This window comes from Calidithermus chliarophilus DSM 9957, assembly GCF_000430045.1.
Taxonomy (GTDB): domain Bacteria; phylum Deinococcota; class Deinococci; order Deinococcales; family Thermaceae; genus Calidithermus; species Calidithermus chliarophilus.
Window position 1 is genome coordinate 2661873 of the sequence record NZ_KE387023.1, and the last position, 19415, is coordinate 2681287.

21 protein-coding genes are annotated in these 19415 nt (G+C 68.1%); 12 read left to right on the top strand and 9 right to left on the bottom strand.

Translation table 11 applies throughout. From position 1 onward, the window contains the following. Window positions 1-234: 234 nt before the first annotated feature. Window positions 235-1224, bottom strand: coding sequence for a malate dehydrogenase (locus MEICH_RS0112905; protein ID WP_027892977.1), 990 nt, complete (start codon window positions 1222-1224; stop codon window positions 235-237). Window positions 1225-1597: 373 nt separating this feature from the next. Here MEICH_RS0112905 and MEICH_RS0112910 point away from each other — a divergent pair, with 373 nt between their 5' ends. From MEICH_RS0112910 to MEICH_RS0112920, 3 genes are all read left to right on the top strand, one after another. Beyond that, window positions 1598-3322 carry an NAD-dependent malic enzyme gene (locus MEICH_RS0112910; RefSeq protein ID WP_027892978.1) on the top strand — a complete coding sequence of 575 codons (1725 nt, stop codon included), beginning with the start codon at window positions 1598-1600 and terminating at the stop codon, window positions 3320-3322. Between the two features lie 104 nt (window positions 3323-3426). Beyond that, window positions 3427-4146 carry a heat shock protein transcriptional repressor HspR, fused homodimer type gene (hspR, locus tag MEICH_RS0112915; RefSeq protein WP_027892979.1) on the top strand — a complete coding sequence of 240 codons (720 nt, stop codon included), beginning with the start codon at window positions 3427-3429 and terminating at the stop codon, window positions 4144-4146. Between the two features lie 114 nt (window positions 4147-4260). Beyond that, a complete protein-coding gene (locus MEICH_RS0112920) occupies window positions 4261-5580 on the top strand; it encodes a dipeptidase (RefSeq protein ID WP_027892980.1) in 1320 nt (439 codons plus the stop codon). A gap of 196 nt (window positions 5581-5776) precedes the next feature. Here MEICH_RS0112920 and MEICH_RS0112925 read toward each other — a convergent pair whose 3' ends face one another. From MEICH_RS0112925 to MEICH_RS0112945, 5 genes are all read right to left on the bottom strand, one after another. Continuing rightward, window positions 5777-6886, bottom strand: coding sequence for an acyltransferase family protein (locus MEICH_RS0112925; RefSeq protein WP_027892981.1), 1110 nt, complete (start codon window positions 6884-6886; stop codon window positions 5777-5779). A gap of 152 nt (window positions 6887-7038) precedes the next feature. Next, on the bottom strand, window positions 7039-7878 hold the full coding sequence (locus MEICH_RS24955) for an SGNH/GDSL hydrolase family protein (RefSeq protein ID WP_157202769.1): 840 nt from the start codon (window positions 7876-7878) through the stop codon (window positions 7039-7041). A gap of 176 nt (window positions 7879-8054) precedes the next feature. Then, window positions 8055-8822 (bottom strand): 2-phosphosulfolactate phosphatase, encoded by a 768-nt coding sequence (locus MEICH_RS0112935; protein ID WP_027892982.1) that lies wholly within the window; start codon window positions 8820-8822, stop codon window positions 8055-8057. After that, on the bottom strand, window positions 8819-9496 hold the full coding sequence (gene rpe, locus MEICH_RS0112940) for a ribulose-phosphate 3-epimerase (protein ID WP_036218551.1): 678 nt from the start codon (window positions 9494-9496) through the stop codon (window positions 8819-8821). Before rpe ends, MEICH_RS0112935 begins: the two co-directional genes overlap by 4 nt. 81 nt (window positions 9497-9577) lie before the next feature. Further along, a complete protein-coding gene (locus MEICH_RS0112945; protein WP_027892984.1) occupies window positions 9578-10255 on the bottom strand; it encodes a Crp/Fnr family transcriptional regulator in 678 nt (225 codons plus the stop codon). An 89-nt stretch (window positions 10256-10344) separates the two neighbouring features. Between MEICH_RS0112945 and MEICH_RS0112950 the strand changes: the two genes are divergently transcribed. The 4 genes from MEICH_RS0112950 to MEICH_RS0112965 all read left to right on the top strand — a co-directional run bounded on the left by MEICH_RS0112950 (window position 10345) and on the right by MEICH_RS0112965 (window position 13855). Continuing rightward, window positions 10345-10971, top strand: a complete 627-nt coding sequence (locus MEICH_RS0112950; RefSeq protein WP_036219268.1) for an ABC transporter ATP-binding protein — start codon at window positions 10345-10347, stop codon at window positions 10969-10971. Window positions 10972-11205: 234 nt separating this feature from the next. Beyond that, complete coding sequence (locus tag MEICH_RS0112955; protein ID WP_027892986.1) at window positions 11206-11922, top strand: phosphorylase family protein; 717 nt, start codon at window positions 11206-11208, stop codon at window positions 11920-11922. Between the two features lie 8 nt (window positions 11923-11930). Continuing rightward, window positions 11931-12734 carry an enoyl-CoA hydratase/isomerase family protein gene (locus tag MEICH_RS0112960; RefSeq protein ID WP_027892987.1) on the top strand — a complete coding sequence of 268 codons (804 nt, stop codon included), beginning with the start codon at window positions 11931-11933 and terminating at the stop codon, window positions 12732-12734. Window positions 12735-12946: 212 nt separating this feature from the next. After that, window positions 12947-13855 (top strand): phosphohydrolase, encoded by a 909-nt coding sequence (locus MEICH_RS0112965; RefSeq protein ID WP_051304146.1) that lies wholly within the window; start codon window positions 12947-12949, stop codon window positions 13853-13855. A 285-nt stretch (window positions 13856-14140) separates the two neighbouring features. Here the strand turns inward: MEICH_RS0112965 and aroH are convergent, their stop codons facing one another. Beyond that, window positions 14141-14509 (bottom strand): chorismate mutase, encoded by a 369-nt coding sequence (gene aroH, locus MEICH_RS0112970; RefSeq protein ID WP_027892989.1) that lies wholly within the window; start codon window positions 14507-14509, stop codon window positions 14141-14143. A 131-nt stretch (window positions 14510-14640) separates the two neighbouring features. Here aroH and rpmE point away from each other — a divergent pair, with 131 nt between their 5' ends. Then, window positions 14641-14856, top strand: a complete 216-nt coding sequence (gene rpmE, locus MEICH_RS0112975) for a 50S ribosomal protein L31 (protein WP_027892990.1) — start codon at window positions 14641-14643, stop codon at window positions 14854-14856. Window positions 14857-15028: 172 nt separating this feature from the next. Continuing rightward, window positions 15029-15643: a thymidine kinase gene (locus MEICH_RS24960; protein WP_036218552.1), complete on the top strand. Its 615-nt coding sequence runs from the start codon at window positions 15029-15031 to the stop codon at window positions 15641-15643. 54 nt (window positions 15644-15697) lie between these two features. Here the strand turns inward: MEICH_RS24960 and MEICH_RS0112985 are convergent, their stop codons facing one another. Both MEICH_RS0112985 and MEICH_RS0112990 read right to left on the bottom strand, forming a co-directional pair. Then, window positions 15698-16120 (bottom strand): hypothetical protein, encoded by a 423-nt coding sequence (locus MEICH_RS0112985; protein ID WP_027892991.1) that lies wholly within the window; start codon window positions 16118-16120, stop codon window positions 15698-15700. Between the two features lie 79 nt (window positions 16121-16199). Next, window positions 16200-16844: a TetR/AcrR family transcriptional regulator gene (locus MEICH_RS0112990; RefSeq protein ID WP_027892992.1), complete on the bottom strand. Its 645-nt coding sequence runs from the start codon at window positions 16842-16844 to the stop codon at window positions 16200-16202. A gap of 83 nt (window positions 16845-16927) precedes the next feature. Between MEICH_RS0112990 and MEICH_RS0112995 the strand changes: the two genes are divergently transcribed. The 3 genes from MEICH_RS0112995 to xth all read left to right on the top strand — a co-directional run. Continuing rightward, window positions 16928-17587: a GntR family transcriptional regulator gene (locus MEICH_RS0112995; RefSeq protein ID WP_027892993.1), complete on the top strand. Its 660-nt coding sequence runs from the start codon at window positions 16928-16930 to the stop codon at window positions 17585-17587. Further along, window positions 17584-18597, top strand: a complete 1014-nt coding sequence (locus MEICH_RS0113000) for a 1-aminocyclopropane-1-carboxylate deaminase (protein ID WP_027892994.1) — start codon at window positions 17584-17586, stop codon at window positions 18595-18597. Before MEICH_RS0112995 ends, MEICH_RS0113000 begins: the two co-directional genes overlap by 4 nt. Before the next feature lie 97 nt (window positions 18598-18694). After that, the coding region (xth, locus tag MEICH_RS24965; RefSeq protein WP_036218553.1) for an exodeoxyribonuclease III at window positions 18695-19415 on the top strand (721 nt) is incomplete at its 3' end.

Genomic DNA, 19415 nt, shown 5'->3' on the forward strand with positions numbered 1-19415 from the left:
CAAATTATCGTGAATGAAATCACTAGTTATTGCAGTGGTTAGCCATCAGCAGTAAGCGCGTGGCTCATGGCCTGTGGCGAAAGGAACCCCTCCCCGCGTGCGGGGAGGGGGTATCCCCCCAACCCCCCTTGCTAAGGGGGGTAAACAAAGGGCGTATTGCGTCTTGCGTACGGCGTAGGACGTAGGACGTACGACCCGCGCTTAGCGCTCGGCGTTCAGCGTTCAGCGCACGCCCTACTTGATCAGCCCGAGCTGCAACACCGCGTCGCGCTCTTCGGCGAGTTCCTTAGCCGTGGCGTCCATCTTCTGGCGGCTGAACTCGTTGATGTCGAGGCCCTGCACGATCTCGAAGTCGCCGTTCTTGCACACGCAGGGGAAGCTGTACACCAGGCCCTCGGGGATGCCGTAGGAGCCGTCGGAGGGGATGGCCATGCTCACCCAGTCGCCCTCGGGGGTGCCTAGAGCCCAGTCACGCATGTGGTCGATAGCGGCGTTGGCGGCGCTGGCGGCCGAGGAGGCCCCGCGGGCTTCGATGATCTCGGCGCCGCGCTTGGCGACTTTGGGGATGTAGGTGCCCGCGTACCAGTCGTGGTCGCCTACCAGCTCGTAGGCGTTCTGGCCGTTCACCTCGCAGTGGTAGAGGTCGGGGTACTGGGTGACGGAGTGGTTGCCCCAGATGGTCATCTTCTTGATCGCGGTCACCGGCACGGTGAGGCGGGTGGCGAGCTGGGAGATGGCCCGGTTGTGGTCGAGGCGGGTCATGGCGTGGATCTGGCGGGGCTCGAGGTTGGGCGCGTTCTTGTAGGTGATGAGCGCGTTGGTGTTGGCCGGGTTGCCCACCACCAGCACCTTCACGCCCTTGCGGGCGCTGTCGGAGAGGGCGCGGCCCTGCGCGGTGAAGATGGCCCCGTTGGCCTGGAGCAGGTCGGCGCGCTCCATGCCCTGCTTGCGGGGCATCGCGCCCACCAGCAGCGCGTAGTTGGCGTCACCGAAGGCCACGTTGGGGTCGTCGGTGGCCACCAGGCCGGCTAAGGTGGGGAAAGCACAGTCCTCGAGCTCCATGATCACGCCCTGCAATGCCTTGAGGGCGGGGGTGATCTCGAGCAGTTGCAGGATGACGGGCTGATCCTTGCCCAGCATCTCCCCGCTGGCGATGCGGAAGAGCAGGCTGTAACCGATCTGACCGGCGGCGCCGGTAACCGCGACACGTACGGGCGACTTCATGAACACTCCTTTCGATCTGCCACGCCCTCTTGGGCGGGTGTTTGCCGCCCAAGATCATACCCTTGTCGTGCGGTGTACGTCATACGCCGGAAGCCGGACGCTGAACGCCGATAGCTCATAGCCGATAGCCGATAGCCAATAGCCAAACGCAAGACGCAAAACGCCAAACGCCTTGTTCCCCCCTTAACAAGGGGGGTTGGGGGGATACCCCCTCCCCGCGTGCGGGGAGGGCTGGGGTGGGGTTCCTTGCACCACGAACCACAGGCTGCGCGCCTTTTGCTGACGGCTGAAAGCTGATAGCTGACGGCTTACCGCTTTTCATCTCATGAAAATATAGCGCACCTGATGAAATGACGTTAGGATAGCTGGCAGTATGAGCGTCAGCCGGTATTACGACGTCAAGCGTGACGAGCGCGGCCAGCGGTATCTCGAGCCCTACATCAATGGTTTTTCGCTGCTGGGGCTGCCGCTATTGAATAAGGAATCGGCTTTTACCCGCGAGGAGCGGCGGTTGCTGGGGCTCGAGGGGCTGTTGCCGCCGCACGTCTCGACGCTGGAGGAGCAGAAGGAGCGGCACTACCGGCGTTACCGCCTGCAGTCCTCCGACCTCGAGAAGCACATCTTCCTGCGCACGCTGCAAGACCGCAACGAGGTGCTGTTTTATGCCCTGCTCGCCGACCACATGTCGGAGATGTTGCCCATCCTCTACACGCCGACGGTGGGGGAGGCGGTCAAGGAGTTCTCGGCCATCTACCGATTCCCGCGGGGATTCACCGCCTCCACCTTCGACATTGACCACGTCGAGCAGACCCTCGCCAACGTGCCCCTCGAGGAGGTGCGGCTCATCGTCGCCACCGACTCCTCGGCCATCCTGGGCATCGGGGACCAGGGCTTCGGGGGGCTCGCCATCGCCATCGGCAAGCTCTCGCTGTACACGGCGGCGGGCGGGGTGGGCCCCGACAAAACGCTCCCCGTGGGCCTCGACGTGGGCACCGACCGCCAGGACCTGATCTCCGACCCGCTCTACCTGGGGGCCAAGCACCGCCGGCTCACCGGGGAGGCCTACTTCCAGTTCCTCGACAAGTTCGTCGAGGCCGTGCGCAAGCGCTACCCCAAGGCCCTCATCCAGTGGGAGGACTTCAGCAAGGACACGGCCTTCGCCGTGCTCGAGCGCTACCGCAAGGTGCTGCCCTCCTTCAACGACGACATCCAGGGCACCGGGGCCGTCACGCTGGCCGGGGTGCTCTCGGCCTGCCGCGTCAAGGGGGAGCTGCTCGGCGACCAGCGCATCATCGTCTACGGCGCGGGGGCGGGCGGGATCGGCGTGGCCTGGGCCCTGAAGCAGGGGCTCATGCGCGAGGGTCTCAGCGAGGAGGAGGCCCTCTCCCGGCTGTTCGTGCTCGACTCCCAGGGCCTGCTGGTGGAGGGGCGGCGCATGGAGCCCTACAAGCAGGCCTTCGCCCAGAAGGCGGCGGCGCTGGAGGGCTGGAGCTATACGGGCAACGTCCCCAACCTCATCGAGGTCATCCAGAACGCCCGGGCCACCGTGCTGCTGGGCCTCTCGGGCCAGCCGGCCTCCTTCACCGAGCCCATCGTCAAGGCCATGCTCGCCAACACCCCCCGCCCGGCCATCTTCCCCCTCTCCAACCCCACCTCCTCCTCCGAGGCCCTGCCCGAGGACCTGGTGCGCTGGACCCACGGCACGGCGATGGTGGCCGCGGGCAGCCCCTTCGCGCCCGTCGAGTACGAGGGCCGCACCTACCCGGTAGGACAGGGCAACAACGCCTTCGTCTTCCCGGGGCTGGGCTTCGGCGCGGTGCTGGCGCAGGCCCAGGAGGTCACCGACGCGATGGTGCTCGAGGCCGCCTACGCCCTCTACGACTACACCTCGACCCACCACCCCGACCGGGTGTACCCGCCGGTGGGCGAGCTGCGCGAGGTGAGCAAGTTCGTCGCGGCGCGGGTGATCCGCCGGGCCATCCAGGAGGGGGTGGCCCGCTCGGAAAAGCTCAAGCACCTCGACTTCACCGGCCTGAAGGATTTTGTCGAGGACCGCTTCTGGAAACCGCAGTACCTCCCCTTCAAGCCGCCTAAGTGAGGGCGCAGCGGGTTTACGGCCGGCCCTGTGTGAGCCGATCTTCAGCGCCGGCCGAAGATAACCGTATAATCAGGCCATAAGGGCCGGAGGCGGCCTCGGGGCTTATGGACAAGGACAGACCGGTTTACATCATCTCGGTAGCGGCCGAGCTGGTGGACATGCACCCCCAGACGCTGCGCCTCTACGAGCGCAAGGGCCTCATCGAGCCCAAGCGTTCGGGGGGCAAGACCCGCCTCTACTCCGAGCGCGACGTCGAGAAGCTGCGCGAGATCCGGCGCCTGACCCAGGAGCTCGGGGTCAACCTGGCCGGCGTGGAGGAGATCATGCGGCTGCGGGAGGAGCTGTGGGCGCTCGAGCAGCGCTTCCGCACCGAGGCCGAGCGCCTGCAGAAGGAGCTGGGGGAGAAGCTGCAGGGCCTGCGGATGCCCCCCGCCCTGCCCGCCCCCTCCGAGGGCAAGCCCAAGCGCAGCGTCCCCGACAAGGAGCGCCCCGTCTACGTGATCTCAGTGGCTGCGGAACTCGTGGACATGCACCCCCAGACCCTGCGCCTCTACGAGCGCAAGGGGCTGGTCAAGCCCCGCCGCTCCGGCGGCAAGACCCGGCTCTACTCCGAGCGGGACGTGGAAAAGCTCCGGGAGATCCGCCGCCTGACCCAGGAACTGGGCGTGAACCTGGCGGGCGTGGAGGAGATCATCCGGCTGCGCGACGAGCTCGACAGCCAGCAAGTGCACCTCGAGGCCGAGGTCGCCCGCCTGCGCCTGGCCCTGCTGCGCGAGCTGGGCTCGGGCGAGGGCGAGAAGGAAAAGACCCCGACCGCGGGCTGAGGGCCCTGCGTCTAAGCCCGCCCGGCTCCGGGCGGGGGCGGCCCCTTCGCCCGGGCGCTATGCCGTTCACGCCTGCCTTTTCGCCCTTCGTGCCCGCGCCCGTATAATCGCCCCGTGAGCCATCTCGAAAACCTGCTCGAGTTCCTCCGCATCCCTTCGGTCTCCGCCAACCCCGACCACAAGGCCGACGTCGAGCGGGCCGCCGGCTGGCTCGAGGCCAAGCTCGCCGGCCTGGGCTTCGCCGCCGAGGTCATCCCCACGCCGGGCCACCCCATCGTCTACGCCGAGAAGATGGTCAGCCCTTCGGCCCCCACGGTCCTGATCTACGGCCACTACGACGTGCAGCCCCCAGACCCTCTCGAGCTGTGGCACACCCCGCCCTTCGAGCCGGTGGTGCGCGACGGCCGCATCTACGCCCGCGGCGCCTCCGACGACAAGGGCCAGGTCTACGCCCACATCGCCGCCGTGGAGAACCTGGGCGCCGAGCTGGGCGTGAACGTGAAGTTCCTCATCGAGGGCGAGGAGGAGGTGAGCTCGATGCACCTCGAGCCCTTCGTGCGGGCCAACCGCGAGCGCCTGAAGGCCGACGTTCTCCTCATCTCCGACGGCTCGATGTACGCCCCGGGTGTGCCCAGCCTCGAGTACGGCCTGCGCGGCCTGGTGTACATGGAGGTGCAGCTCGAGGGCGCCGCCCGCGACCTGCACTCGGGCACCTACGGCGGGGCCGCCCCCAACCCCGTCCACGCCGCCGCCTGGATGATCGCCCGGCTCAAGGGCGAGGACGGGCGCATCCTGGTCCCCGGCTTCTACGACGCGGTGCGCCCGCTGAGCGAGGCCGAGCGGGAGAACTTCGCCTCGCTGCCCTTCGACGCCACCGCCTTCGCCCGCTCCATCGGCGCCGACGCGCTGCCGGGCGAGCCGGGCTGGGGGGCGCTCGAGCGCACCTGGGTGCGGCCTACCCTCGACGTCAACGGCATCTGGGGCGGCTACCAGGGCGAAGGCTCCAAGACCGTCATCCCCGCCAAGGCGGGCTTCAAGTTCTCCATGCGCCTCGTCCCCGACCAAGACCCCCACGCCATCCGCGAGGCCGTCACCGCCTACCTCCACCAGATCCTCCCCGAGGGCTACCGCATGAACATCCTCTACCACGGCATCGGCAAGCCCGTCGTCACCGACCTCGAGTCCCCGCCCATGCGCGCGGCGGCGCAAGCCCTCGAGCAGACCTGGGGCCGCAAGCCCGTCTTCACCCGCGCCGGGGGCAGCATCCCCGTCGTGGCCGACTTCCAGGAACTCCTGGGCATGCCCATCGTGCTGCTGGGCATGGGCCTCAACGACGACAACCTCCACTCGCCCAACGAGAAGTTCGACCTCGAGTGCTTCGAGAAGGGCATCCAGGCCAGCGAGAAGCTGCTGCGGCTGTTGGCTCAAGGGTAAGGAGCGGAAAGCGGGAAGCGGTCAGCTATCAGCCGTCAGCCGTCAGCTTGTAGCTCGTGGTTACCCCTCCCCGCACGCGGGGAGGGGGTATCCCCCCTGCCCCCCTTATTAAGGGGGGTGAAGAAAGGGCGTTTTGCGTCTTGCGTTTAGCGTTTGGCGTTCGGCTATCGGCGTTCGGCGTTCGACCCTCGATCCCCTACCCCCCACCCACGATCCACGCCAGCCGCGTCCGCCGGATCTGCTGCGTGATCCAAAGGCTGATGCCGTAGACCAGCACGAACCAGCTAAACCAGATGGCGATGCGCAACAGCGGGTTGGGGACGTAGTCGGGCACCCGGTCGAAGAAGGTGAAGCTGCGGTCGAGGCCCAGGGCGAACAGCGCGAGGGTGATGGCCGACTTGCCCAGGATGTTGATGAGCACCTGAACCAGGTGGATGCCGTAGCTGTCCTTACGCACGTCCACGAAGGAGGGGGCCAGCCGCCAGGGGAGCTTGAGGATGACGACCAGGCAGATGAGGGCGTAGATCTGGTTGCTGAGCCTCAGGCCGTCGTAGGGGTTGAGCGAGCCGAGGTGGATCAGCAGCCGGGCCTCGGCGGTCGCCAGAATGAGCCCGAGCGTCGTCGCGGCTAAAACTTTCCACCAGGGCAGGGCCAGCACCCAGGCCTGGACGCGCTCGAGGTTGCGGTACAGCCACAGGCCCAGCCACATGTAGAACAGGAAGCCGAAGAAGGCGAAGGAGTGGATGGGGGTGAACCACTGGAAGTACTGGTTGACCCCGTAGACCACGCTCGCCCCCAGGGCAGCCGCGGGAAACCAGGGCTTCCACCAGTGCTGGCGCAGCAGCAGCATGACGGCGAGGGAGAACAGCAGCACCGGGATGTACCAGAAGGCGGTGAAGAAGGTGGTGTGCCAGATCTCGAGGGGGATGTCGACGAGGCGGAACTTTCCCAGCGAGATCAGGCGGGCGAAGGTGATGCTCAGCAGGACCGCCAGCCACACCAGATAGGGCTTGCCGATGCGGTTGACCCGGTCGCGGTAGTACTCGAGCACCCGAAACTGCGGCTTCTGCATCTTCGAGGCCATGAGGAAGGCCGTGATGACGAAGAAGGTCAGGATGCCGAAGCCGCGCAGGGCGACGACGGCGCTCTCGAGCAGCGAGGGCGTGGGGTCGACCTCGAACCAGTTGGTGTGCAACAGGACGATGCAGACGATCGAGAGGAAGCGCGCGTTATCGACGAAGAGGTACCCTTCGGTCCTTTGCGGATGCGCAGGAATGGAGCGGCTGCCGGCGAAGCTCTTCTGCATGGGGTCTCCAGGGTCGGCAATGGAACAGCAGGGCACTGGCTATCCAGGCGTAAGTTTATGGGTTGGGCCGTTACCGAGATGTTACCCGGAAGTCGCGCCGAAATTCAGCCCACGAGGCGGGCTCGTGGGCGGGGTACGGCAGGGGGTAAGAGTCAGGGCATGGCCTGCAATAGGCCTTTGACGTAGCTCGCCATGCAGGCGTAGGTGAAGTCGCTGGGGTGGAAGTGGTCCTCCGCCAGGAGCCGGGTGAAGGGCAGGCGTAACTCGGTAACGAGGTGCTTCATGATGGTGTAACGCGGCACCAGCGGGACCCCCGCGGCGTCGGCGATTTCGGCCAGGGCTTCCTGGTAGCGGCGGTAGCGCTCGTTCTGGGCGGCCTCCGGGAAGAACTGCCCGTCCATGAGGATCACCTCGATGCCGCGCTCGCGCAGGGTGGTGAGGGCGAAGGTGACGCTGCGCTTGAAGGCCGCGAGGTCGGTGCGGTTGATGGCGTCGTTGGTGCCGGTCTGCCAGATCACCAGATCCGGCTTGAGGGCGAGGACTTCCTGCTCGAGCCGCACGACCAACTGCTGGTTGACCTGCCCGCCCTGGCCCTTGTTGATGACGGTGACGGAGCTGGCGGGGAAGGCCTGCTTGAGCAGGTCCTGCAGCACCGCGGGGAAGGCGGCTTTGGGGGAGGAGGCCCCTACGCCCTCGGTGCTCGAGGTGCCGATGGCTACGATGGTGACGGGCATCCCGGCGCGCAGCTTGTTCACGGTGTTACGGATCTGGCGGGCAGGGGGGTTGGGGAACTTGTTGTACTCACAGAGCGCGATGGGGTTCGGTTCGCCCTGGGCCTGGGCGAGGGACGGCCCCGGCCATGCCAGAGATGCGGCGAGCCCCGCGAGTAAATAGGAACCAAACCGTGGCATGACGGGAAAAAGCTTAACCCGGAATTGGAACAGCGCATGTGATATGGCACAGAATGAGTAGGGGACCCGGTCCCGGCACATCTTCACCTCCCGGCGTCGGTGCGACAAAATACCCGACGATACCGAAAGCCTAGACTGCGGGCGCAATGCAAACGCAACGGAGGTGGCGCGATGATTTCTCCGGCTGCTGGCCGAAAGGCAGCTCGTATCTGGTTTTAACCACGGGCCACGGGCTACCGGCCACGGGCCATTTGTTCTTAACCCTCGCTCGAGGCCGCCCCGGCCCGTTGGGGCTGGTAGCGGCGGAAGATCAGGGCTTCGCCGACGCGGCCCTCGAGCACGGGCACCGCCGGGGAGGCGGCGACCCGGGCGCAGAAGGGGACGTCGGCCTCGAGGCCCACGCGCTGGAGGCTCTTGGCGGCGAGGGAGAGGCCGAGGGGCTCGAGGGGGTCGGGGTAGGTGCGGCGGGTGGCGAGGGCGATGAGGGTGCCGTCCTGGAGGTCGTAGCTGCCCATGAGCTGGATGAACTCGGCCAGCACCCCGGCGGTGTAGGTGTCGTCGAGGCCGACCTGGCCCCCGGCCCCCGCGCACAGGATCGCCACCTCCTCGGTGGCGAGGTCGTTGGCGAGGCGGGCCGCGGCGTGGGCGTTGTAGAGCGAGGCCAGCAGGACGTGCTTGGCGGTGGCCGCGGCGATGTGGGCGGCGCGGGTGCCGTTGGTGGTCGCCATCACCACGGTTTTGCCGGTGACGGGGGCCTCCAGGGCCTCGCGCGGGCTGTTGCCGTAGTCGAAGCCCGCGGGCATCAGGCCCCCCTCCTCCCCGGCGATGACCACGTCGTGGTCCTTGAAGGCGCGGGCCTGCTCGAGGCCGGCGCTGATGTAGATGGCGCTGGCCCCGGCCTCGAGGAAGGCCGCGGCGGTGGTGGTGGCGCGGATGACGTCCACCACCAGCACCACGTCGGGGTAGGTGAGGCCGGGCTGGGGGAGCAGGTCCACCCGCAGGCGCTTGGGCGTCGAGGCGTTCACAGCCCCTCCCGCAGGGCCTGGAGGTTGTGGGCCACGCCGGCTTTGCCGTTGAACACGCTCGAGCCCGCCACCAGCACCTGGGCCCCGGCCTCGGCGCACTGACGGGCGGTCTCGCGGTTGATGCCCCCGTCCACCTCGATCAGGCAGGCGGGGTTCATCTCGTCGACCATCTGGCGCAGCAGGCGCAGCCGGGGGAGGCTGCCCGCGATGAAGCTCTGGCCGCCGAAGCCGGGGTTGACGGTCATGAGCAGGGCGATGTCGAGGTCGGGGAGGAGGGGCTTGAAGAAGCCCAGCGGGGTGCCCGGGTTGATCGCCAGCCCGGCCTTGAGGCCGAGCTCGCGGACGCGCTGGACGGCGCGGTGGGCGTGGGGGGTGGCCTCGGCGTGGACGGTGAGGTGGTCGGCGCCGGCGCGGGCGAAGTCCTCGAGGTAGCGCTCGGGCTCGACGATCATCAGGTGCACGTCGAGGGGGACGCGGGCGACGCGCTTGAGGGCTTCGACCACCACCAGGCCCATGCTGATGTTGGGCACGAAGCGGCCGTCCATCACGTCGACGTGGATCCAGTCGGCTCCGGCGTCCTCGGCCTCGCGCACCTGCTCGCCCAATCGGGCGAAGTCGGCGGCGAGGATGCTGGGGGCGATGCGGATTCGCGGGGAGATAGCAGGCTCGGACATAGGGCGATCGGTCGCAAAGCGCAAACAGACCGGCTAAGGTCGGCTCAGTCTACGGGGTTCGTGCGGTTGTGGCTGGGTAATTTAGCGCAAGCCGAGCATGACCTCTTCAAGGCCGGAGGGGTCGAGCAGTTCCACCGAACCGCTGCCCAGCTTGACCAGCTCCTCGTCGCGCAGGGCGTGCAGCACGCGCGTGACGGTCTCGCGGCTGGTGCCGGAGAGCTGGGCGAGCTCCATGTGGGTCAGGCGCAGCTTGTTGCCGCCGTTGTAAAGCTGGCGGCTGAGCTTGATCAGGGCGTAGGCCACCCGCCCCCGGGCCTCCTCGAAGGAGAGGACCTCGAGCTCGAGGTCGGCCTCGCGCAGGCGCTTGGCGAGGATCACCGCCAGGTTGTGCAGGATCTCGGGGTAGCGGCGCACCAAGCTCCAGTAGCCGTCCTGGTAGAGCACCAGCAGCACCGCGTCCTCCACCACCTCGGCGCTGGCCGAGCGGGGCTGGTCGTCGAGGAGGCTCATCTCCCCGAACACCTCGCCGGGGCCCAGGTAGGCGAACATGCGCTCGCGCCCGTCGAAGTAGGTGCGGTAGATGCGCACCTTGCCGCTTTGCACCACGTACAAGGCCGCCCCCAGGTCGCCGGCCTCGAAGATCAGTTTGCCTGCGGGGTAGCTGCGGGCCACGAAGGCCTCGCGGGCCACCTGGAGGGCCGCTTCAGGGACCCCCTGAAACAGCGGCGTCTGGGCTAGCGCTTGGGTGTCGGTGAGCATTGGCCTTAATCTATAGGCTGAGGTCATCGTTTGCCAAGCGCGAAGGCGCCGACGATGAAGCCGAACCCTCCCGTCAGGAGCCGTCCGTGGTGCTCGACGTCGTAGACCTGAGCTATTCCTACCCCGAAGTCCAACTCTTCGACCGCCTCACCTTCTCCCTCCGCCCCGGCGACGCCCTGGCGCTGCTGGGCCCCTCGGGCAGCGGCAAGACCACGCTGCTGCACCTCGTAGCCGGGCTGCTGCGCATCCAGCAGGGCGAGGTGCGCTGGGAAGGCCGCCCCATCGCCCCCTTGAGCGAGGAGGAACTGGCCCGCCTGCGGCTTTCCTACCTGGGCCTGGTGTTCCAGCACCACTACCTCCTGGCCGAGCTCACCGCCCTCGAGAACGTCCTCGTCACCGGCTACCTGGCGGGCGAGGTGGACCGGGAGTGGGGCCTCGAGCTGCTGCGCAAGGTGGGCCTCGAGGCCCGCGCCCACCTCCTCCCCAAGGCCCTCTCCGGCGGTGAACGCCAGCGCGTGGCCCTGGCCCGCGCCCTCTACAAACGCCCCAAGCTCCTCCTGGCCGACGAACCCACCGGCTCCCTCGACGCCCGCAACGCCGAGCGCATGGTCGAGCTGATGAAAAGCCTCTGCCGCGACCTGGGCACCGCCCTGCTCATCGCCACCCACGACGAGCACCTGGTCACGGATTTGCCAGAATTGCGGCTGGGGGGGTAGCCGAGGGCTGAAGGGTGTATGGGGGAGGGAATGGAGGCTCGTGGCGTGCGGTGAAAAACCCCCACCCCAACCCTCCCCGCCCGCGGGGAGGGGGTATCCCCCCCAGCCCCCCTTGCTAAGGGGGGTGAAGAAGGGGCGTTTCGCGTCTTGCGTTTGGCTATCAGCTATCGGCTATCGGCTATGGGCTATCGACCCCCGACGCCCCACCCCCCGAACCCGGTATGCTGAACCGGTATGGCTTTGCATATCCGTGCCAACCTGGGCGACATCGCCCCTCTCGTGCTCCTGCCGGGTGATCCCGGCCGGGCCGAGTGGATCGCCGAGACTTTCCTCGAGGACGTCAAGACCTACAACACCTACCGGGCGCTGCTGGGCTTTACCGGGACCTACAAGGGAGTGCCGGTCTCGGTCCAGACCAGCGCGATGGGCGGGCCCTCCACGGCCATCGTGGTCGAGGAGATCATCAACCTGGGGGTGAAGGCCATCATCCGGGTGGGGACCACCGGGGGCATCGACGGCAAGGTGGAGGCCGGGACGCTGGTCATCGCGCAGGGCGCGGTGCCGCTCGACGGCACCACCCGGCAGTACCTCGGCGGGCGTCCCTATGCGCCGGTGGCCGACTGGGACGTGCTCGAGGCCCTCGTCGGCTGCACGCGTGAGGCGAAGCTGCCCTACACCGTGGGCCTGATCTCCACCGAGGACGCCTTCTACGCCACGAGCCCTGAGGCGGCCCGCGAGTGGGCGAAGTTCGGCGTGGTCTCGCTCGAGATGGAGTCGGCGCCCCTGTTCCTTATTGCCAAGATGCGCGGCGTGCGGGCCGGGACCATCCTCACCGTCTCCAACCAGATCGGCGACACCTCCTTCGTGGCCCAGGAGATCCTGCAGGCCGGGGTGGAGAACATGACGCGGGTGGCCCTCGAGGCCCTGCTCAAGCTGAAGGACAAGATCTGAGGTCGAGCATGAAAGAGCCTTTTGAAAGCCAGATCCCCGAGTTCGAGTTCCTCTCTTACGAAGTGCGCGAGCGGGTCGCCGTCGTCACCATCCGCCGCCCCCAGGCCCTCAACGCGCTCAACCAGGACCTGCTGTTCGAGCTCGCCGCCGTGACCGACGTGATCACCCAGGACCCTGAGGTGCGGGTGGCGGTGTTCACGGGCGAGGGCCGGGCCTTCGTGGCCGGGGCCGACATCTCCCAGATCGCCGACATCCAGGACGCCTTCGCCGGGCGCGAGTTCGCGCTGCTGGGCCAGACCGTCTTCAACGAGATCGCGGCCCTGCCGGTGCCCACCATCGCCGCCATCAACGGCTTCGCGCTGGGCGGGGGCCTCGAGCTGGCCCTGGCCTGCGACCTCCGCGTGGCGAGCACCAAGGCCAAGCTGGGGCTGCCCGAGGTGAGCCTGGGCATCATCCCCGGCTTCGGCGGCACCCAGCGCCTGCTGCGCCTGCTGGGGCGGGGCCGGGCCCTCGACCTCATCTTCACCGGGCGGCACGTCCCGGCCGAGGAGGCGCTGCAACTGGGCCTGGTCAACCGCGTGGGCGAGGAAGCGCTGGAGCTCGCGCTCGAGCTCGCCCGCTCCATCCTCAAAAACGGCCCGGTAGCCCTGGCGCTCGCCAAGGAGGCCGTCACCCGCGGCGAGGGCCTGGAGCTCGACGAGGCGCTCGAGGTCGAGGCCGACCTCTTCGGCTTCGCGGTCACGACCCAGGACATGAAGGAGGGCACGCGCGCCTTCCTGGAGAAGCGGGCGCCGGAGTTCAAGGGGGAGTAGGGGCGTACGGTTAGCGCTGATAGCCGATAGCCGAACGCCTAACGCCTAACGCGGGTCGTACGCCGTACGCAAAACGCAAGACGCCAAACGCCCTGGCCCTAGACCCTCAACGCTGGCGGGGAGGGCTGGGGAGGGGTGCCTTTCACCACGAGCCACAAGCTGACGGCTGTTCGCTGACCGCTGAAGGCCTAAAGCTTACCGCTCAGGGCTTTATGCCCTACAATTGCCGAGTGGACGAGCCCAACAAGGTCCAGGAGCACGTTGTCCAGCTCACCAGCCCCAAGGCCAAGCTCTACCTCGAGGCCGACACCGCCATCCGGCGCGACCTGCAGGGCTTTCCCAAGGCCCTGCAAGCCTATGACCTGCTCTCGATGGACCCCGAGGCGCGGGGCCACTGGGACATGTCCAACTACATCACCATGCGCAAGCTGGGCTACAACGACCACGGCCGGGTCCACGCCCTGCTCACGGGGTCGGCCAGCGTGGCGATCCTCAAGCTGCTGGTGGAGGCCGGGGCCAAGCCCGACGTCATGGAGAGCGGGGTCGGCGACCTCGACGACACCTACTTGGTGGTGCTGCTCTCGACCATGTTGCACGACATCGGCAACCAGGTGCACCGCCAGCACCACGAGGCCTTCGGCGTGACGCTGGCGATCCCCCTCATCGACCGCATCCTCGAGAAGCTCTACCGCGACCCCGAGCAGCGCACCGAGCTGCGCAGCTTCATGCTGCACAGCATCTACACCCACGACCTCATCGCCGACCCGCTCACGCTCGAGGCCGGCGTCACCGCCGTCGCCGACGGCACCGACATCACCAAGGGCCGCGGCCGCAAGGCCTTCGCGTTGGGCTCGGTCGACATCCACTCCATCAGCGCCCTCGCCGTAGACGAGGTGCAGATCATGAAGGGCGAGCGCGTCCCCGTCGAGATCCGCGTGGTGATGAACAACTCGGCCGGCCTGTTCCAGGTCGAGGAGACCCTGACCCGCAAGGTGCTCAACAGCCCCATCCGCAGCATGGTCACGGTCACGGCGGCCACCCGTGACGAGCTCCCCGGCGACCAGCGCATCATCCGGCGGGTGCGGCTGCATCCGACGGAGCCGAGGTTTACGCTGGATTGATGGCGTGGGGTATACGCCGAACGCCTAACGCCGAACGCCGATAGCCGGGCGCGGGTCGTACGTCCTACGTCTTACGTCGTACGCGAGACGCAAGACGCAAAACGCAATACGCAAGACGCAATACGCCAAACGCCAAACGCAATACGCCTTGTTCCCCCCTTAGCAAGGGGGGTTGGGGGGGATACCTCCTCCCTGCCGGCGGGGAGGGTGGGGGAAGGGGGCTTTTCACCACGAGCCTGCAACTTCTCGCAACTTCGATCCCGTCCCTCGCCACCTCGCAGGACGCTACTGTGCGCTCTCGAGGTCGGGCCGTAGGCGTACGGCTTCGCGAAGGTATACGTGGCGGACCTGCTTTTGGGGGAAGTCAGTGTTCCAGAGCATCATCACGCGGATGACGCGGGGGAGGGAGCCGGGGACGGGCACCTCGCGGGAGTTGATGAGGGGGACCATCTGCATGCCGAGCTGGCGGGCGGCTTCGGCGGGGAAGGCGGCGTTGAGGTCGTCGGTGAGGGTGAAGATCATGGCGCCGATGGAGTCGAAGTCGGTGATGCGGTTGACCTCGAGCATCTTCTGCAGCAACTCGCGCGTGGCGCTCAGGATGGCTTCGCGGCTGTTCTCTTCAACGGTGATGGCTCCACGGACCCCTCTGACCATATGCGGGTGATTCTACTCCACGCGCGCGGCGCGGCGGGCGTTGTGGGGCTCGAGCTTGAAAGCGCCGCCTCCGGCTGGTACACTCTTGAAGTTGCCCGCACGACCAAGATCGTGCGAAAGGAGCCTCCGAGATGAAGAAGAACCTTCACCCTAAACTGGTGCCGTGCAAGATCATCTGCAACGGCGAAGTGGTGCTCAACACCTACTCCACCAAACCCGAAATCCACGTCGAAGTGTGGAGCGGTAACCACCCATTCTGGACCGGCCAGCAGCGCTTCGTCGACACCGAAGGCCGCGTGGAGAAGTTCCAGAAGCGCTTCGGCGATTCCTACAAGCGCAAGAAGTAAGAGCGCTTCCCACGAATACCCCGCACGGGGTAAAACACCCGCCGGGATCGGCGGGTGTTTGTGGGAGGCGCGGTAGGCGCTGCACCCCTCAGCCCCCTGTTCCGGCCGGAGCGGGGGGCTGAACTTTAGGGGGTTGTTGCGGCCAGAGGCGGCGGGTAAACTCGGCCCCGACATGCCCCATCTGCCTTTGCTCCCTGGATGGATTGAAGTGGTGGTCGGCCCGATGTTCTCAGGCAAGTCGGAGGAGCTCATCCGCCGGGTCAAGCGCGCCCTGATCGCCGGGCAGCGGGTGATGGTGTTCAAGCCCCGCATCGACGACCGCTACCACGCCTCCGACGTCACCAGCCACGACGGCAAGCGGGCCGAGGCCGTCGCGGTGCGGGACTCGGTCGAGCTGCGGGCCCACCTCGGCGAGGAGATGCCCGAGGTGCTGGCCGTGGACGAGGTGCAGTTCTTCGACCAGGGGCTCGTGGATCTGGCGCTCGAGCTCGCCGACCACGGGGTGCGCGTGATCCTGGCGGGCTTAGACCAGGACTTCCGGGGCGAGCCCTTCGGGGTCATCCCCCAACTGCTGGCGAAGGCCGAGTACGTCGAGAAGCTGGCCGCGGTCTGCCCGGTGTGCGGCGCCCCGGCCACCCGCACCCAGCGGCTCATCGGCGGGCGCCCGGCCCGCTACGACGACCCGGTGATCCTGGTGGGGGCCAGCGAGAGCTACGAGCCGCGCTGCCGCAAGTGCCACGTGGTCGAAGGGCACCCCAGCGGGCGGCAGCGGGCCCACAGCCACTGAGCTTCGAGCCTCGCGCCGGGGTCGCCGTCAGCCATGGCGACCCCGGCGCTACGCTCACTTCACCCCGCCCAGGCTCGAGCCCCACAGGTGGAATATCCCGATCAGCAGGGCGACCAGGGAGAACCAGGGGTTCTGCGGCAGGACCGCGCGGCCTTGCCGGATCATGACCAGCTCCGCGAACACCGCCAGGCCGCGCAGGGCGTAGACGCTGCCGATGCCCCACAGGACGGGAACCTGGAGGGGGAGCGGGGGGATTGCCCCGGCCCCTGCCAGCGCGTAGCAGCCGAAGGCCGTGAACACCAGGGCGAGGCCGAGGGTGAGCGCGGCCGGAGCCGGGGAGCCCCGTTCCGCGCTGCGGGCCATGCCCTCGCCCGCCCCGAAGAACCGGTAGGCGGGCGCGCCCTTCCAGGCGATCCAGACGTGGAGCAGGGCCAGAATAAAGCTGCTGCCTGCGCTGATGACGAGTATCGGGTTCATAAGGCTCCTTTGCCATTCCTTCGCCAGCCGGTGGCGGTGGGGACGTGCTGACGGGCCCGTGGGGGCTGCGGCACCGTTTTTATGCCTCCTTGCCGAAGAACCCCCGCAGAACCAGCTCTACCACGTGTTTCTTGCGTGCCACGAGGAACTCGGGGTCGCCGGGGTCGATGCCGAGCGCGGGGAGAAGCGTTTGGCGGTGGGCGAAGGGGAACCAGCACAGGCCCATCAGGCTGATGGTGAGCTGCTTGAGATCGGTCGAGGCCACGCCCTCGGGCGGCAGGTAGGCCTGGATGGCGGCGATCCCCGCCTCGAGCGCGCGCACGTGCACCGGGTTTTCGCCCAACGCGCCGCCGCCCTTGAGGGCCTCGTGCTCCACCAGACGCACGAAGTTGGGATTGCCCGCGATGAAGTCGATGTAGCCCCCCAGCCCGGCGGCGAGGACCTCACGGGGGCTGGCGGCTTGGGCGGCGCGGCCGGCGGCGAGGGCGATCTCACGCAGGGCGGTCTGGAAAATCCTGTCCAGAACAGCCTCATAGAGCTCCACTTTGGAGCCGAAGAAATAGCCCGGGGTTCCCCTTGAAACCCCTGCCCGCTTGCCGATCTCGGCGAATGAAACCCCGTCGAACCCCTTCTGGGCGAAGAGTTCCTCGGCCGCGTCGAGGATCGCCGACCGGCTCCGGCCGGCGTCACGGGTTTTGGGGGCTGGCGCTAATTTGCTTGACATCCAGCAAGTTATACCCCGGAACGCCCAGGGCCGCAAGGGTCGGGTGGGTTGATTAAATTGGATCCACTGGATACACTCAGGCCATGCCGAAGAGCCCCGAGAGACCCCCCACCACTTCGCCGGACTGGGTCGCCGGGCAACTGCGCGAGCGCATCCTGAGCGGGCACTACCCCGGGGGAACGGCCCTTCGCCAGGAGGAATTGGCCGAGGAACTGGGCGTCAGCCGGATGCCGGTGCGCGAGGCCTTGCGGCAACTGGCGGGGGAGGGGCTGCTGACCCTCTACCCCCACCGGGGGGCGGTGGTGGCCGAGCTCTCCGTCGCCGAGCTCGAGGAGATCTACGAGATGAGGTCGGTGCTCGAGCCCCTGGCCCTGCGCCTGGCGATCCCCGGGTTGGGCAAGGCCCAGTTGGGCGAGGCCGAAGACGCGCTCGACGCGGCCGAGCACGAGCGCGACGGGCGGCGGCTGAGCGAGCTCAACTGGCAGTTTCACGCCGCCCTCTACCGGCCCGCGGGCCGCCCCCGGCTGCTCGCCACCGTCGAGACCCTGCACCTCAACGTCGACCGCTACATGCGGATGATCCTCACGGTGGTGCACCACCGCGAGCAGTCGGACCGTGAGCACCGCGCGCTGCTGGAAGCTTGCCGGGCGCGGGAGGCCGATCGGGCGTGTGCGCTGCTGGAGCAGCACATCGTCGAGGCCGGGCAGCGGCTGGTGCGGTTTTTGCAAAAGGAGAAAGCGTGAAGCTCGAGAAGTTCCCCCGCCACCCCCTGACCTTCGGCCCCTCGCCCCTCCACCCCCTGCGGCGGCTCTCCGAGCACCTGGGCGTCGAGGTCTGGGCCAAGCGCGAGGACTGCAACAGCGGCCTGGCCTTCGGCGGCAACAAGGTGCGCAAGCTGGAGTACCTCGTCGCCGACGCCCTGGCCCAAGGCTGCGACACCCTGGTCTCCATCGGCGGGGTGCAGTCCAACCACACCCGCCAGGTGGCGGCGGTGGCCGCCCACGTGGGGCTCAAGGCCCTGCTGGTGCAGGAGCACTGGGTCAACTACGAAGACCCCATCTACGACCGCGTGGGCAACATCCTGCTCTCGCGCATCCTGGGCGCGGAGATCGAGCTCAGCCCGGCCGGCTTCAGCATCGGCCTGCGCGAGAGCTGGCAGCGGGCTTTGGACAAGGTGCGGCAGCGCGGGGGCAAGCCCTACGCCATCCCGGCCGGGGCCTCCGACCACCCGCTCGGGGGGATCGGCTACGCGCGCTTCGCCCAGGAGGTCGCGCAGCAGGAGCGCGAGCTGGGCGTCTTCTTCGACCACGTCGTCGTGTGCTCGGTGACCGGCAGCACCCAGGCAGGGATGGTCGTGGGCTTCGCCGCGCAGGAGCGGCCGCGCCGGGTGGTGGGGGTGGACGCCTCGGCCAAGCCCGCCGAGACCCGCGCCGCCGTCCACCGCATCGCCCGCTTCACGGCACAGGCGCTCGAGCTCGGCCGCGACATCACCGACGAGGACGTGATCTTGCTCGAGGACTACGCCGGCCCCGAGTACGGCCTGCCGAGCGCGGGCACCCTCGAGGCCATCCGGCGGGCGGCGCAGCTCGAGGGCATGATCACCGACGTGGTCTACGAGGGCAAGTCGATGCACGCGCTCATCGACATGGCCCGCAAGGGGATGTTCGAGAAGGGCTCGCGGGTGCTCTACGTGCACCTGGGCGGGGCCCCGGCCATGAACGCCTACGCCGCACTGTACCCGCCCCGAGACTGAGGGCGATCGGCGCGGACGTCGCCGGCGGCCGGTGGCCGTGGGGACCGGCCTCGAGCCTGTGCCCCTGCCGAAGGCTAGACTGGGGCCAGAGGTCGCCATGCGCATTGTTACCTGGAACGTCAATTCCCTGCCGGTTCGCCTCCCCCAAGTCCTGGAGTGGCTCGAGCTGCACCGCCCCGACGTGCTCGCCCTGCAGGAGACCAAGGTCGAGGACGCGCTCTTCCCGCGGGCGCAGCTCGAGGCCGCCGGCTACCACGCCGTCTTCTCCGGCCAGCGCACCTACAACGGGGTCGCCATCCTCAGCCGTCACGAGCCGCAGGACGTGCAGGCGGGCATCCCCGGCCTCGAGGACGAGCAGCGGCGGGTGATCGCGGCCACCGTGAACGGGGTGCGCGTCGTCAACCTCTACGTGCCCAACGGCGAGTCCCTGCACTCGCCGAAGTTCGACTACAAGCAGCGCTGGCTCGAGGCCCTCGCCCGTTGGCTCCGTGGGGTGCTCGAGGAGCACCCCACGACGGTGGTGCTGGGGGACTTCAACATCGCCCCCGAGCCCATCGACGTGTGGAGCCCCAAGCGCTTCGAGGGGCAGGTGCTCTTCTCCCCGGCCGAGCGCGCCGCCTTCCGCGGGCTGCTGGCGCTGGGCCTGCACGACAGCCTGCGCGAGCTCGAGCCCGAGGCCCGCGTCTACTCGTGGTGGGACTTCCGGGCCGCCGGCTTCCAGAAGGACCAGGGCGCGCGCATCGACCACGTCCTGGTGAGCCGGGCCCTGGCGCCCGAGCTGCGCGCGGCCTGGGTGGACCGGGCGGCGCGGGGCGTGG

Bases quoted from the DNA above. Each gene is read 5' to 3' on its own strand.
- MEICH_RS0112905 (WP_027892977.1), bottom strand. From the start codon at position 1,224: ATGAAGTCGCCCGTACGTGTCGCGGTTACCGGCGCCGCCGGTCAGATC.
- MEICH_RS0112910 (WP_027892978.1), top strand. From the start codon at position 1,598: ATGAGCGTCAGCCGGTATTACGACGTCAAGCGTGACGAGCGCGGCCAG.
- hspR (WP_027892979.1), top strand. From the start codon at position 3,427: ATGGACAAGGACAGACCGGTTTACATCATCTCGGTAGCGGCCGAGCTG.
- MEICH_RS0112925 (WP_027892981.1), bottom strand. From the start codon at position 6,886: ATGCAGAAGAGCTTCGCCGGCAGCCGCTCCATTCCTGCGCATCCGCAA.
- MEICH_RS24955 (WP_157202769.1), bottom strand. From the start codon at position 7,878: ATGTGCCGGGACCGGGTCCCCTACTCATTCTGTGCCATATCACATGCG.
- rpe (WP_036218551.1), bottom strand. From the start codon at position 9,496: ATGTCCGAGCCTGCTATCTCCCCGCGAATCCGCATCGCCCCCAGCATC.
- MEICH_RS0112945 (WP_027892984.1), bottom strand. From the start codon at position 10,255: ATGCTCACCGACACCCAAGCGCTAGCCCAGACGCCGCTGTTTCAGGGG.
- MEICH_RS0112955 (WP_027892986.1), top strand. From the start codon at position 11,206: ATGGCTTTGCATATCCGTGCCAACCTGGGCGACATCGCCCCTCTCGTG.
- MEICH_RS0112960 (WP_027892987.1), top strand. From the start codon at position 11,931: ATGAAAGAGCCTTTTGAAAGCCAGATCCCCGAGTTCGAGTTCCTCTCT.
- MEICH_RS0112965 (WP_051304146.1), top strand. From the start codon at position 12,947: ATGCCCTACAATTGCCGAGTGGACGAGCCCAACAAGGTCCAGGAGCAC.
- aroH (WP_027892989.1), bottom strand. From the start codon at position 14,509: ATGGTCAGAGGGGTCCGTGGAGCCATCACCGTTGAAGAGAACAGCCGC.
- rpmE (WP_027892990.1), top strand. From the start codon at position 14,641: ATGAAGAAGAACCTTCACCCTAAACTGGTGCCGTGCAAGATCATCTGC.
- MEICH_RS24960 (WP_036218552.1), top strand. From the start codon at position 15,029: ATGCCCCATCTGCCTTTGCTCCCTGGATGGATTGAAGTGGTGGTCGGC.
- MEICH_RS0112985 (WP_027892991.1), bottom strand. From the start codon at position 16,120: ATGAACCCGATACTCGTCATCAGCGCAGGCAGCAGCTTTATTCTGGCC.
- MEICH_RS0112990 (WP_027892992.1), bottom strand. From the start codon at position 16,844: ATGTCAAGCAAATTAGCGCCAGCCCCCAAAACCCGTGACGCCGGCCGG.
- MEICH_RS0112995 (WP_027892993.1), top strand. From the start codon at position 16,928: ATGCCGAAGAGCCCCGAGAGACCCCCCACCACTTCGCCGGACTGGGTC.